Source organism: Neisseria viridiae, from assembly GCF_962747995.1.
Taxonomy (GTDB): Bacteria; Pseudomonadota; Gammaproteobacteria; order Burkholderiales; family Neisseriaceae; genus Neisseria; species Neisseria viridiae.
In genome coordinates, this window is record NZ_CAUJAJ010000004.1 from 1 (window position 1) to 13833 (window position 13833).

A 13833-nucleotide genomic window follows, 5' to 3' on the forward strand; every position below is an offset into this window, starting at 1 on the left:
ACTAAAGCGAGGGTATATATTTGGTTTCTTTGACGATTACAAAATCTTTGAACTCTGGCTGTCTAGTAATATGGAAAATTATCCAGAAAGTGAAGGCATATTTCCTTTGCCATCTCAGTATTTATAGGGGCAACGGCCTATGTCGCTGGAAAATGAAACTATTGAAAGACCGATACCTATGGAAAAAATCTGGTTAGACAGTTATGAACAGGGCGTGAATGCCGAAATCGACATTACGCAATACAATTCCATCAGCGATGTATTCCGCCAAAGCGTGGAAAAATTTGCCAGGCTGCCCGCTTTTCAAAATATGGGCAAAACGCTTACTTATGCCGAAACCGGCAAACTGGCGACCGATTTCGCCTCTTATCTGCAAAACGTCCTCAAGCTGCCGCGCGGCGAACGTGTTGCCATTATGATGCCGAACGTATTGCAATACCCGATAGCCCTTTTCGGCATTTTGCAGGCAGGTTTGGTGGCGGTAAACACCAATCCGCTCTATACGCCGCGCGAGTTGGAGCATCAGTTGAAAGACAGCGGCGCGACCGCCATCATCGTTTTGGAAAATTTCGCCAACACGTTGGAGCTGGTGCTGCCACGCACGCAGATCAAACACGTCATCGTTGCCTCCGTCGGCGAAATGTTCGGACTGCTTAAAGGTTCGCTGATGAATTTCGTCATCCGGAAAATCAAGAAAATGGTGCCCGAATACCGTATTCGGGAAACCGTTTCCTTTCAGACGGCATTGAAAGAGGGGGCGAAGCACGTTTTCCAAGCGGTCGCATTAAGCCGCGAAGATACCGCGCTGTTGCAATACACGGGCGGCACGACAGGCGTTGCCAAAGGCGCGGTGTTGAGCCACGGCAACATCTGCGCCAATATGCTTCAGGCAAAAGAATGGATTAAAAACCAATTGCGAGAGGGCAAAGAAACCGTTATCGCCGCCTTGCCGCTGTACCATATTTTCGCCTTAACCGTGAATCTGATGATTTTTGCCAATGCCGGCTCGAAAATCATCCTGATTACCAACCCGCGCGATATGAAAGGCTTTATCGGCGAACTGAAAAAACAGCAGGTTAACGTATTTATCGGCGTGAACACGCTGTTTAACGCGATGGTCAACCGGCCTGATTTTGCCGAAGTCGATTTTTCAGGATTGCGGCTGACTTTGGGCGGCGGTATGGCGACCCAAAAAGCCGTTGCCGAAAAATGGAAAAAAATCACCGGTACGCCCATCGTCGAAGCCTACGGTTTGACCGAAGCCAGCCCTGGCGTGTGCTGCAACCCCTTAAACATCGAATCATACAGCGGCAGCATCGGTTTGCCCGTCTCGTCCACCGAAGTAGAATTGCGCGACGCAAACGGCAAAGAAGTTCCCGTCGGGCAGCCGGGCGAATTGTGGGTAAAAGGCCCTCAAGTGATGCAAGGCTACTGGAACCGCCCCGAAGAAACCGCTAAAGCCATAGACGCGCGCGGCTTTTTGGAAACCGGCGATATTGCCGTGATGGACGAAAAAGGCTGGTTGAAGCTGGTCGATCGCAAAAAAGACCTCGTCGTCGTTTCCGGATTCAATGTTTATCCGAACGAAATCGAGGAAGTCATCGCGCATCACGGCAAAGTGATGGAAGTCGCCTGTATCGGCGTACCCGACGAAAAAACCGGGGAAGCCCTAAAAGTATTTGTCGTCAAAAAAGACCCGTCATTGACCAAAGAAGAACTTATCGCCTTTTGCCGTACCGAATTAACCGCATATAAAGTACCGAAAAATATCGAATTCCGCGACGAGTTGCCCAAGTCCAACGTCGGCAAAATCCTGCGCCGCGAGTTGCGCCAAAGTACTGGGAAATAAAGAAAAGATGCCGTCTGAAAACAGCCGTCCACCGTTCAGACGGCATCCGTCCGTTTGCCAGAACCGCGCGCTTCAAGTTAAAATCGCACATTCCAACATGGGTATTCCATCATGACCAAATTCATTTTCGTAACCGGCGGAGTTGTCTCCTCACTGGGTAAAGGTATCGCCGCCGCTTCTATTGCCGCCATCCTCGAATCGCGCGGCTTGAACGTTACCATGCTCAAGCTCGATCCTTATATCAACGTCGATCCCGGCACGATGAGCCCGTTCCAACACGGCGAAGTGTTCGTAACCGACGACGGCGCGGAAACCGACCTCGACTTGGGACACTACGAACGTTTCATCGATTCTACAATGACCCGCCGCAACAGCTTCAGTACGGGGCAGGTGTACGAAAACGTCATCGCCAAAGAACGACGGGGCGACTATTTGGGCGGCACGGTTCAAGTCATTCCGCACATTACCGACGAAATCAAACGCCGCATCCATGAAGGCGCGGCGGGTTACGATGTGGCTATTGTCGAAATCGGCGGCACGGTCGGCGACATCGAATCGCTGCCGTTTTTGGAAGCCATCCGCCAGATGCGCAGCCAGTTGGGACGCAACAACACCCTGTTCGCCCATTTGAGCTACGTCCCCTACATCGCAGCCGCAGGTGAAATTAAAACCAAGCCGACCCAGCACACCGTTAAAGAAATGTTGAGCATCGGTTTGCAGCCCGACATCCTGATTTGCCGCATGGACAGGAAAATGCCTGCGGACGAACGCCGCAAAATCGCCTTGTTCTGCAACGTGGAAGAGCGCGCGATTGTCGGCAGCTACGATGTGGACAGCATCTACGAATGCCCCGAAATGCTGCACGACCAAGGCATCGATAACATCATTACCGAGCAGTTGCAGCTTAATGTGCAGCAGGCGGATTTGACCGCGTGGAAAAAAATCGTCCACGCCATCCAAAACCCGAAACACACCGTCAAAATCGCCATGGTCGGCAAATACGTCGATTTGACCGAGTCCTACAAATCATTGATTGAAGCCTTGAAACACGCAGGCGTCCACACTGAAACCGACGTACAAATCACTTTTGTTGACAGCGAAAGCATCGAGAAAAACAACGGCGACGTTTCCATGCTCAAAGATATGGATGCCATCCTCGTTCCCGGCGGTTTCGGTTCGCGCGGAGTGGAAGGCAAAATTGCCGCCGTGCGCTACGCCCGCGAAAACAACGTGCCATATTTGGGCATCTGCCTCGGTATGCAGATTGCGCTGATCGAATACGCCCGCGACGTGGCAGGCTTGAAAGGCGCGAACTCCACCGAGTTTGACCTCAAATGCGCCGCCCCCGTCGTTGCCCTGATTGACGAATGGCAAACCGCCGACGGCAGCGTCGAAACCCGCGACGAATCCGCCGATTTGGGCGGCACCATGCGTTTGGGCGCGCAAGAAGTCGAATTGAAAGCAGGCAGCCTCGCCGCCAAAATCTACGGCAGCGAACATATCCGCGAACGCCACCGCCACCGCTACGAAGTCAACAACAACTACGTTCCTACGCTGGAACAAGCAGGCTTGGTCATCGGCGGCGTATCTGCCGGACGCGAACGCTTGGTCGAAACCATCGAGCTGCCGAACCACCCTTGGTTCTTCGCCTGCCAGTTCCATCCCGAATTCACTTCCAACCCGCGCAAAGGGCATCCTTTATTTACCGCGTTTGTCAAAGCCGCGTTGAACAATAAAAAAGCCTGATAAAGCGTTACTTGATGATCAAAATGCCGTCTGAAAGCCTGACAAAGACTTTCAGACGGCATTTTCGCAAGTCGGGGATTATAAAAGCCATCAATTTAATTTTTATGGTTTTATCTAATATAGTGGATTAAATTTAAACCAGTACGGCGTTGCCTCGCCTTGCCGTACTATTTGTACTGTCTGCGGCTTCGTCGCCTTGTCCTGATTTTAAATTTAATCCACTATATTTACCAACTGAATATTGTTAAGCAGGGCGTGAAACTCAAGATTATTGTTTTTATAGTCGTGCAAGTCTGGTTTTGACAGGAAATAGCTTTAAAACATCAGTTTTGCTTAGTTTGATGGGGATGATGGTTTGGAGTCGATATATTTGGAATATCAAAATTTAATTGTAAAAATAAGGAGTTTAGATGAAGGTTTATTATGCTCATTCCGCCCAAGACCAATTCTGCAACCTTTTGCCTTACGAACGCTGGCAAACCCTTCAATCCCACGCCCAAAATGTCGGTAATTCGGCTGCAAATTTTGCTCAAGTTTTCGGCGCGCAAGACATTGCTTATCACACCGGCCAACTACACGATTTAGGAAAATACTCGCTTGAATTTCAGGCTAGATTAAATGGCGGGAGCAGGTCTGTCGACCATTCTACCGCCGGAGCTAAGATTGCTGTCGAGCGTTGGGGAGATGTTATCGGCAAGCTGATGGCGTTTTGCATTGCGGGGCATCATGCCGGGTTGGCGAACGGTGCGGGCGAGGGTGATAACCGCAATACCTTGAAACAGCGTTTGGTGTTGCAATTCGGCAAAGATATTCCGGAACTCGATAGCGTATGGCTGCAAGAAATCAAGCTCCCGGAAACCCTATCCGCACCGCCACTCAAAGCCGACGCGCATCATCCTTTTTTCTCCTACGCCTTCTTCACCCGAATGCTCTATTCCTGCTTGGTAGATGCCGATTATCTCGACACCGAAGCCTTTTATTCAAACCTAGAAAACGAAGCCGTCGAGCGCGGCGGTTATCCCGATTTAAACGCCTTACAACACAATTTCAATCAATTTATCAACGCTTTCAGACGACGTATCGCCCAAGCTTCAGAGCAAACTGAAGCCGAAAAACGCAATGCTGCCTTAAATCGCCTGCGTAGTGAAATTCTCGATCATGCCGTAGAACAAGCAGCACAAACGCAAGGGCTGTTTACGCTCACTGTGCCGACCGGCGGCGGCAAAACCTTCACTTCCATGGCATTCGCGCTGGAACACGCCAAACGGCATGGTATACGACGCGTGATTTACGTCATTCCGTTTACCAGCATCATCGAACAAAATGCCGCCGAGTTTCGCAAAGCCTTTGGCGAATTGGGCGAACAAGCTGTGTTGGAACACCACAGCACTTTCGACGACGGCAAACTGCAAGGTGAGGCTACCAAAGACAAATTGCGCCTCGCCTCGGAAAACTGGGACGCGCCGATTGTCGTGACCACCGCCGTGCAATTCTTCGAATCCCTCTTTGCCGACCGCTCCTCGCGCTGCCGCAAGCTGCACAACATCGCAGGCTCCGTCATCATTCTCGACGAAGCGCAAATGCTGCCGCTCAATCTTTTGCTGCCCATCATGCAAGCCATCAAGGAATTGGCTCAAAACTATCATTGCTCTGTCGTCATGTGCACCGCCACCCAGCCTGCCGTGCAAGCCGAAAACGGCTTCTATCGCGGCTTTGAAAACGTGCGCGAAATAGCCCCAAAACCGACCGCACTTTTCGACAAACTGCGCCGCACCACCGTGCAGCACATCGGCACACAAACCGACGCCGACCTGCTCGCTAAACTTGGCGAACACCCGCAAATGCTCGTCATCGTCAACAACCGCCGCCACGCCCGCAGCCTGTACGACCAAGCCAAACACCTTGAGGGCACGTTCCACCTGACCACCTTAATGTGCGCCAAACACCGCAGTCAAAAGCTTGATGAGATCCGAGGCCGTCTGGAAAACGGCAAATCCTGCCGCGTTATCGCCACCTCCTTAATCGAAGCCGGCGTTGATGTGGATTTTCCGCTGGTGATGCGCGCCGAAGCAGGTTTAGACAGCGTTGCGCAAGCCGCCGGACGCTGCAACCGCGAAGGCAAAAGGCCATCTGAAAACAGCTTTGTCTGGATATTCGCACCCGAAGACAAATGGAAAGCCCCGCCTGAACTTGCCACCCAAGCCGCCGTTATGCGCCTGACCGCCGACAGCTTTTCAGACGACCTCTTATCCACCCGAGCCGTCGCCGCCTATTTCGCCGAGCTTTATCAATTAAAAGGCAGCGAACTGGACAATAAAAAAATTCTGAAAATGCACAACGATACAGGGCAAAGCCTCGATTTCCCATTCCAAACCATCGCCGACAAATTCCGCATGATCGAAAGCCACATGCAGCCGCTGATTATTCCGTTCGATGTCGATGCCGAAAACCTCATTAGCAGCCTGCACCACGCCGACCACATCGGCGGGCTGCTACGCAAACTGCAACCCTATACCGTCCAAATCCCCGAAAAAGCCCTTGCCGCTTTATATAAAGCAGGACGTATTGAACCAATTAACGAGAAAAACTTCGGTAAACAGTTTTATACGCTGATTGGGCTGGATTTGTATGATGAAGTGGCGGGATTGAGTTGGGAGGATAATGCTTTTATCAAAACTGAGAATTTAGTTTTTTGAGTAAACTAAGTGCTGAGATGGGTAGATGTATTACTACTCTTATTTTAGATATTTATTAACTTAACCAAAGGAAAAAATTATGGATATTTCCCCTGATAAACAAAATATAGATAAAGTTTTTAGTAATACTCAATATTACATTGATTTTTATCAACGTGAATATAAATGGACACAAGAACCAGTAAAAAGGTTGTTAGATGATATTTTTTATAAATTTAATGAAGTCTACCAACAGAATAGTAGCTTGCCTCCTGATGAACAAGTTATTGACAGTAAATATCCGTGGTATTACTTAAATACTTATGTAACTAATACCATAGATGGAAGGGTTTATGTTGTAGATGGACAGCAACGATTAACAACTTTAACTTTGATCTTATTAAACTTGTATCATAAGGCGATCGCTAATAAGAGTGAGCTATCTGATTGGGTAAAAAGTAAAATATTCGGTCAATCAGGCTATAAGAAAACTTTTTGGATGAGACATGAGGCTCATTTGTTAACGCTGGAGGCATTATTTGAAGAGCAGATTGACGAAGCACCAACAAATAGTGGACTAACTGCTGAAAATATGGTTAAAAACTATAAGGTAGTTAAATCTTGGCTAGAGCAAAATATAGATGGAAAACATCAATTAGAAACATTTATATTTTATTTTTTACGTCGCTTGGTATTGATTAATTTATCTGTAGAACAGACAGATGTTCCTATGGTATTTGAAGTTATTAATGACCGAGGAGTACGTTTGAAGCCTTACGAAATTCTCAAAGGTAAGCTACTTGGACAAATTGATAAGATTATCTTGGATAAGAAGCAATATAACCAACTTTGGGAAGATAAAACTCGTGCAATTAATCAGTTATCTGATGATGAGACCGATCGTTTTTTCCGTTTTTATTTAAAAGCCCGTTTTAGTCAAAATCGTAGTGATGCTAAACGTTATGACGGCGATTATCATCGATTAATGTTTTCAAGTGAGTTTCAGCAAAATTTAAAACTGGATCATAATCCACAAGGTGTTATGGATTTCTTGGATAACGATTTTACTTATTATGCAGATTTATATGTGAAACTATCAACTCATCTTAAAAAAGATGAAATAGGTGGATTTGCGTTTAACCGCTTGAATGACATTGATGGTGTATTTTTATTGGGGCTGTCAGCCTGTAAGATTAATGATGAGAAAGAAGAGGAGAAAATTAAAAAAATTGCACTAGAAACAGACAGACTGTTTTCTTTACTGCAACTTCAGAGCGTTTATGAAAGTAACGACTTCCAAGAGGCATTACATAGGATTGCAGCAAGCATTCGCAATGCTGATAACAACGAAATTATCCGTTCTGCATTCGATAAAGAGCTGAAGGACGCATTAAAAGATAAAACAACATCTGAAGAATCAATGATCTATTCCTTATTTAAAACGACAGGAGATAATTTAAATACCCGCTTTAAACGCTATTTCTTTGCTCGGGTAGAAGGATTTCTTGCAGAGCAGTTTAATGTAAAAATGCGGCATACTTATGAAGATTTGGTTACAAAAACAGGTGCTAAGAATGGTTTTCATATCGAGCACATCCTATCTCGAAATGAAGAAAGCCAAAAACATTTTGAAGATGAAGATACTTTTCTTGTTGAAAGAAATAGATTAGGTGGAATTTTGTTATTAAAAGGAAAAGATAATATTTCTAGCAGCAATGAGGTTTATCAACAAAAATTAAAAACTTATTCTGGCACTTTGCTTTGGAATGAGACATTGAGAGAGGATTTCTACAAATCTAATCTTGATCTGGAACGGTTTAAGAAAGAACACGAATTAAACGAATTAAAGGCAATTAATGAATTTGATCGAAATGCATTAGAAGAACGCCATATGCTGTTATTTAAAATTGCCAAAATGATTTGGGCTTAATAGAAAGGATTAGGTCAATAAGCAAAAGTGCGGTCATTTTCGCTAACGTTTCAAAACGTCGTCTGAAACCGCACTTCCCAACCAAAAGGAGAACCAAATGAACCAAATCCGCCTACACGTTTGGGGCGATTATGCCTGCTTTACCCGTCCGGAGATGAAGGTGGAGCGGGTGTCTTATGATGTTATCACGCCGTCGGCGGCGCGCGGGATTTTGGCGGCGGTGCATTGGAAGCCGGCGATTCGGTGGGTGATAGACCGCATTTATGTGTTGAAACCGATTCGGTTTGAGTCGGTGCGGCGCAATGAGTTGGGCGGTAAGATTTCGGCGGGTAAGGTCAGCGGCGCGATGAAACGCAAGAGTGTTGCCGATTTATATACGCTGATTGAAGATGACCGCCAGCAGTGCGCGGCGACGGTGCTTAAAGATGTGGCTTATGTGATTGAAGCCCATGCGGTGCTGACGGCAAAAGCGGGGGCGGATGAGACCGTTACCAAGCATATTGAAATGTTCAAACGCCGTGCGAAAAAAGGACAATGCTTTCAGCAGCCTTGTTTGGGCGTGCGTGAGTTTCCTGCCGATTTTGCGTTGATTGACGAAGGCGAGCCGCTGCCGCCGTCGGCATTATTGGAAAGCGAGGGAACCCGAGATTTAGGCTGGATGCTGCACGACATTGATTTTGACCACGGCAACACGCCGCATTTTTTCCGCGCACAAATGAAAGACGGCATGATTGATGTACCGCCGTTTTACGCCGAGGAGGTAAAAGCATGATTCTTGCGTCCCTTGCCCGCTATTACCGCCGTTTGGCAGCGGAAAACGATGAAATGGGCAGCCCGAAAGTGCCGCCTTATGGCTTTAGCGAGGAGAAAATCGGCTGGATTTTGGTGTTGGATAAAGAAGGTCGTCTGAAAACCGCTGTGCCGAATCTGACTGCCGATAAAAAGCCGCAGCCGAAGCTAATGAGCGTGCCACGCCCTGAAAAACGCACGTCGGGTATCAAACCGAATTTTTTGTGGGATAAAACCGCCTACGCGCTTGGCGTGGAAGCCAATAAAAACAAAGCCGAAGCAAAAGAAAAACCGTTTACGCCGTCTGAAAAAACCTTTGACGCCTTTAAGCAATACCATCTCGATTTACTGCAAAACAGCGACGATGAAGGCCTCCAAGCCTTGTGCTGTTTTCTGCAAAACTGGCAGCCTGCACATTTCGCCGCCGAAAATCTGCCTGCCGAAATGCTCGATGCCAACATCGCATTTTCTCTTGAAAAACCGACCGCACTTATCCATAAACGCGAAGCCGCGCAAACCTTGTGGGCAGGCTGCCTAAAAAGCGACGAAGCGCTTGAAAGTTTGTGCCTGATTAGCGGCGACACTGCCCCGATTGCACGGCTGCATCCGGCGATTAAAGGCGTGTTTGGCGGGCAAAGCTCCGGCGGTTCGATTATTTCGTTTAACAAAGAAGCCTTTGCCTCGTTCGGCAAGGAGCAAGGCGCAAATGCGCCTGTTTCCGAACAATCCGCCTTTGCCTACACCACTGCGCTGAACTATCTCTTGCGCCGCGAAAATAATCACTGTCTGACCATCGGCGATGCCAGCACGGTCTTTTGGGCGGAAGCTGATGATAACGCAACTGCGCAGGCTGCCGAAGGCTTCTTCGCGCAAGTATTCATGCCGCCAAATGACGAACAAGAAAGCGTCAAAATTTTTAATGTATTAGAACAAATCGGCAAAGGTTGCCCGCTGCAAGAAATTGCGCCCGAACTATCTCCCAATACCCGTTTTTATATCTTAGGGCTTGCCCCTAATGCTGCGCGGATTTCTGTTCGGTTTTGGCTGGACACTACGTTTGGGCAGCTGGCGGAAAATTTGGCGCAGCATTGGCAAGATTTAGCCCTTGAGCCTTGCGCATGGAAAACGCTGCCGTCGATTTGGCGACTCTTGTTGCAAACTGCTGTATTGGGCAAAAGCGAAAACATCTCGTCCGTGTTGGCAGGCGAAATGACCCGCGCCGTGATTTGCGGCACGCCGTATCCCATGAGTTTACTGTCGCAACTGATTACCCGAATCCGCACCGACGGCGACGTGAACGGTCTGCGCGTGGCAATGATGAAAGCCGTATTAGAGCGATGTTTTAGAAAAGGTTTTATCGAAGAAGGAGTTCCTATGAGTTTGAACAATGAAAGCCTGAATCGCGCCTATCTTTTAGGGCGGCTGTTTGCCGTGTTGGAGCGCATTCAATATCAGGCGTTGGGCGAATTAAACGCCGGCATTGCCGACCGTTATTACGGCTCTGCCTCCTCCGTGCCGTTTTCGGTTTTTCCGCGCCTTTTGTCGGGCGCAAAACATCATTTGTCGCGTTTGCGTAAAGACAAAGCCGGTATGGCGGTGAATTTGGATAAAGATTTGGGCGAAATCATTGCCAAACTGCCCGAAACCTTTCCGCGCCATTTGAGCATTGACGAGCAAGGCCGCTTCGCCATCGGCTATTACCATCAAAAACAAAGCTATTTTGCTAAAAAAGAAACCGCTGAAACTATTGAAAACTAAGGAGTCAGAAAATGTCTGCCATTCAAAACCGCTATGAATTTGTTTACTTTTTTGATGTCACTAACGGCAACCCCAATGGCGATCCCGATGCGGGCAATATGCCGCGCCTCGATCCCGAATCCAGTAAAGGTTTGGTAACCGATGTCTGCCTGAAACGCAAAATCCGTAATTTTGTCGAAATCAGCAGCGAAAACGAAGCCGGTTACGAAATCTACGTCAAAGAAAAAAGCGTGTTAAACCTGCAAAACAAACGCGCTTATGAAGCACTTGGCATAGAATCGGAAGCCAAAAAACTGCCCAAAGACGAAGCCAAAGCCCGCGACATTACCGCTTGGATGTGCAAAAACTTCTTCGACATCCGCACCTTCGGCGCCGTGATGACCACCGAAGTCAATAGCGGACAAGTGCGCGGCCCGGTACAACTGGCATTTGCCCAATCCATCGACCCGATTGTGCCGCTGGAAGTTTCCATCACCCGCATGGCGGTAACCAACGAAAAAGACTTGGAAAAAGAACGCACCATGGGGCGCAAATACATCGTCCCTTACGCGCTCTACCGCGTGCATGGCTTTATCTCCTCCAACCTTGCCACCAAAACCGGTTTTTCAGACGACGATTTAGCCAAACTCTGGCAAGCCCTGACGCTGATGTTTGAACACGACCGCTCCGCCGCCCGTGGCGAAATGGCGGCGCGCAAACTGATTGTTTTCAAACACGACAGCGCACTCGGCAGCCAGCCTGCACATAAATTGTTTGATGCCGTGAAAGTCGAACGCGTAAACGGCGAATCAGGTACGCCGGCAAGCGGTTTTGGAGATTACAAAATCAGCGTGGTTTCAGACGGCCTAAATGGCGTGAGTGTGGAAGAGTTACTTTAAAAAACACTTAAAAAGATGACCGCACTTTTAACCGAAACCCAAGGGGAAAATCAGGACACGCGCCTGATTCCCCTTTCTGCCTTGCAACACTATGCCTTCTGCCCGCGTCAATGTGCGTTGATCCATAACGAGCAGGCGTGGGCGGAGAACTATTTGACCGCGCAGGGCAAGGCGCTGCATGAGCGGGTGGATTCGGGCGAGCCGGAAACGCGCAAGGGTGTGCGCTTTGAGCGGACGGTGCATGTGTCGGCGGAGAAGCTGGGTATCAGCGGTGTATTGGATTTGGTGGAAGTGGACACGAAAATAGGTCGTCTGAAACCCGTGGAATACAAACGCGGCAAGCCCAAACCCGACCCGATGGACGAAATCCAGCTTTGCGCCCAAGGCTTGTGCTTGGAAGAAATGACGGGGCAAACCGTCAGCGAGGGCGCACTGTGGTATATGCAAACCTGCCACCGCGTTCCCGTTGTGTTTTCAGACGGCCTACGCGTCCAAACGCTCTCCATCATCGCCGCCGTGCGCGAACTTCTAAACAGCGGCCAAACCCCGCCGCCCGACTACGGCAAACGCTGCAAAGCCTGCTCGCTGGTGGAGATTTGCCAACCGGAGTTGCTGGGGAAACGGGATAGGAGTGTGGGGTATGTTGAGGGATTGTTTGGGGAAAATTAAAAAATAAACAATAGATGTGTAAGTACTTTTATGATGGGATAAACAATAAATGAGTCGAAAAAGCATTTTAGAACTGAACGCTAATGAAGCAAGGCAATTCTTTTTGAAACATGAAAGCTATTGCAACATTGATTTACCTAAATATTTTTCATTCTCTGAATTATTAGAGAAAATATCTAATGAGTATTCAGGGAAATCATTGGGAGATTTTTCAGACAAAATGAAAATGACGAATTTAGATGATGTGAATTATCTTTTATATGCCAATAAAGATGGGAAATTATCATGGAGGTCATTGCAGATTATAAATCCTTTAGTATATGTGGCATTGGTACATAAAATTACCGAACAGGAAAATTGGGAAAAGCTACAAGCAAGATTTAAGAAATTTAGTAAAAATGAAAAAATAAAATGCTTAAGCATACCCGTTCAATCAGAAAGTAAACAATCTGACAAAGCTCAGCAAATTTCAAATTGGTGGGAACAAGTAGAACAGCAGTCTATTTTGCTCTCCTTGGAGTATGACTACGTTTTTGATACAGATGTGGCAGACTGTTATGGTTCAATATATACGCATTCGATTGCATGGGCGGTAGAAGGCAAGAAAATCGCTAAAGAAAATAGAAAAAATGGTTTGTTAGGTAACTTTATTGATAAAAGCATTCAAAATGCGCAAAACCAGCAAACAAACGGTATTCCACAAGGTTCTGTTTTAATGGATTTTATCGCTGAAATTATATTGGGTTACATTGACAGGATTCTAGGTGCTTTCTTAAAGAAGCAAAAAATAACGAATTATCAAATCTTACGTTATCGTGATGATTATCGAATTTTTGTTTGTAATCATAATGATGGTGAAAGAATTCTAAAAATACTGTCTGGCATTATGATGCCGTTTGGATTTAAGCTAAATGCAAGTAAAACAAAAGGAAGCCAAGATGTTATTACTCAATCGATAAAAAAGGACAAACTGGCTTGGTTAACTATTCCTCAAAATAATCGAATCAGTTTACAAAAGCAACTTTTGCTTATTAGACAGCATAGTATTAATCATGCTAATTCTGGTAGTTTAAATACTGCATTGAATAAATTCGATAAACAGATAGAGAGAATTAGAAATAAAAAAGGAAAAGTGCGTAATATAGAGCAACTTATTAGTATTGCAACAGATATTGCATACCATAATCCAAAGGTAATACCAGTGTGCTGCGCAATTATTAGTAAGTTACTTTCAGAATTGGACGATAGCAAGCACATATCTTTATTAGTTCATGCAAAATTAAGCAAAATGCCTAACTCAGGATTTGCACAAATTTGGCTGCAAAGGATGTTGAAAGATAATTTAAGTTATTTTAAATTTTCAGAAAAAATATGTGAATTGAAGAATGGTCAGATAAGTTTGTGGAATTACGACTGGGTAAATAGTCCGAATATATTAAATATATTGAAGAACACATCTATTTTCTTGCAAGCTGAATTTGATAAATTGGATAGTATTATTCCTAATAATGAAATTGACCTTTTTGATTATTAGCAAAT

At 46.5% G+C, this 13833-nt stretch carries 9 protein-coding genes and 1 pseudogene; 9 read left to right on the forward strand and 1 reads right to left on the reverse strand.

Going from position 1 to position 13833, the window contains the following annotated elements:
* Positions 1–178: 178 nt before the first annotated feature.
* Entirely contained in the window at positions 179–1849 is a 1671-nt protein-coding gene (locus Q9J79_RS03605; protein ID WP_301911942.1) for an AMP-binding protein, read from the forward strand.
* Positions 1850–1960: 111 nt separating this feature from the next.
* Positions 1961–3595, forward strand: a complete 1635-nt coding sequence (pyrG, locus tag Q9J79_RS03610; RefSeq protein WP_301911941.1) for a CTP synthase — start codon at positions 1961–1963, stop codon at positions 3593–3595.
* 117 nt (positions 3596–3712) lie between these two features.
* Here pyrG and Q9J79_RS03615 read toward each other — a convergent pair.
* A pseudogene (locus Q9J79_RS03615) lies at positions 3713–3824 on the reverse strand (IS5/IS1182 family transposase); the annotation flags it as partial.
* A 181-nt stretch (positions 3825–4005) separates the two neighbouring features.
* Here Q9J79_RS03615 and cas3 point away from each other — a divergent pair.
* The 7 genes from cas3 to Q9J79_RS03650 all read left to right on the forward strand — a co-directional run bounded on the left by cas3 (position 4006) and on the right by Q9J79_RS03650 (position 13828).
* The gene (cas3, locus tag Q9J79_RS03620; protein ID WP_301911940.1) at positions 4006–6291 is read left to right on the forward strand and encodes a CRISPR-associated helicase Cas3'; all 2286 of its coding nucleotides are present in this window, start codon (positions 4006–4008) and stop codon (positions 6289–6291) included.
* 79 nt (positions 6292–6370) lie between these two features.
* Positions 6371–8200, forward strand: coding sequence for a DUF262 domain-containing protein (locus tag Q9J79_RS03625; RefSeq protein WP_107848843.1), 1830 nt, complete (start codon positions 6371–6373; stop codon positions 8198–8200).
* A 97-nt stretch (positions 8201–8297) separates the two neighbouring features.
* Positions 8298–8972, forward strand: a complete 675-nt coding sequence (gene cas5c / locus Q9J79_RS03630; RefSeq protein WP_301911939.1) for a type I-C CRISPR-associated protein Cas5c — start codon at positions 8298–8300, stop codon at positions 8970–8972.
* Positions 8969–10747 carry a type I-C CRISPR-associated protein Cas8c/Csd1 gene (gene cas8c / locus Q9J79_RS03635; protein ID WP_301911938.1) on the forward strand — a complete coding sequence of 593 codons (1779 nt, stop codon included), beginning with the start codon at positions 8969–8971 and terminating at the stop codon, positions 10745–10747. The genes cas5c and cas8c overlap by 4 nt, the downstream gene beginning before the upstream one ends.
* Positions 10748–10758: 11 nt before the next feature.
* Positions 10759–11625: a type I-C CRISPR-associated protein Cas7/Csd2 gene (cas7c, locus tag Q9J79_RS03640; protein WP_301911937.1), complete on the forward strand. Its 867-nt coding sequence runs from the start codon at positions 10759–10761 to the stop codon at positions 11623–11625.
* Positions 11626–11640: 15 nt separating this feature from the next.
* Positions 11641–12294, forward strand: coding sequence for a CRISPR-associated protein Cas4 (gene cas4, locus Q9J79_RS03645; protein WP_301911936.1), 654 nt, complete (start codon positions 11641–11643; stop codon positions 12292–12294).
* A gap of 49 nt (positions 12295–12343) precedes the next feature.
* A complete protein-coding gene (locus Q9J79_RS03650) occupies positions 12344–13828 on the forward strand; it encodes an RNA-directed DNA polymerase (protein ID WP_301911935.1) in 1485 nt (494 codons plus the stop codon).
* Positions 13829–13833 lie beyond the last annotated feature (5 nt).

Bases quoted from the DNA above. Each gene is read 5' to 3' on its own strand.
- cas5c (WP_301911939.1), top strand. From the start codon at position 8,298: ATGAACCAAATCCGCCTACACGTTTGGGGCGATTATGCCTGCTTTACC.
- Q9J79_RS03605 (WP_301911942.1), top strand. From the start codon at position 179: ATGGAAAAAATCTGGTTAGACAGTTATGAACAGGGCGTGAATGCCGAA.
- Q9J79_RS03625 (WP_107848843.1), top strand. From the start codon at position 6,371: ATGGATATTTCCCCTGATAAACAAAATATAGATAAAGTTTTTAGTAAT.
- cas4 (WP_301911936.1), top strand. From the start codon at position 11,641: ATGACCGCACTTTTAACCGAAACCCAAGGGGAAAATCAGGACACGCGC.
- cas3 (WP_301911940.1), top strand. From the start codon at position 4,006: ATGAAGGTTTATTATGCTCATTCCGCCCAAGACCAATTCTGCAACCTT.
- pyrG (WP_301911941.1), top strand. From the start codon at position 1,961: ATGACCAAATTCATTTTCGTAACCGGCGGAGTTGTCTCCTCACTGGGT.
- cas8c (WP_301911938.1), top strand. From the start codon at position 8,969: ATGATTCTTGCGTCCCTTGCCCGCTATTACCGCCGTTTGGCAGCGGAA.
- Q9J79_RS03650 (WP_301911935.1), top strand. From the start codon at position 12,344: ATGAGTCGAAAAAGCATTTTAGAACTGAACGCTAATGAAGCAAGGCAA.
- cas7c (WP_301911937.1), top strand. From the start codon at position 10,759: ATGTCTGCCATTCAAAACCGCTATGAATTTGTTTACTTTTTTGATGTC.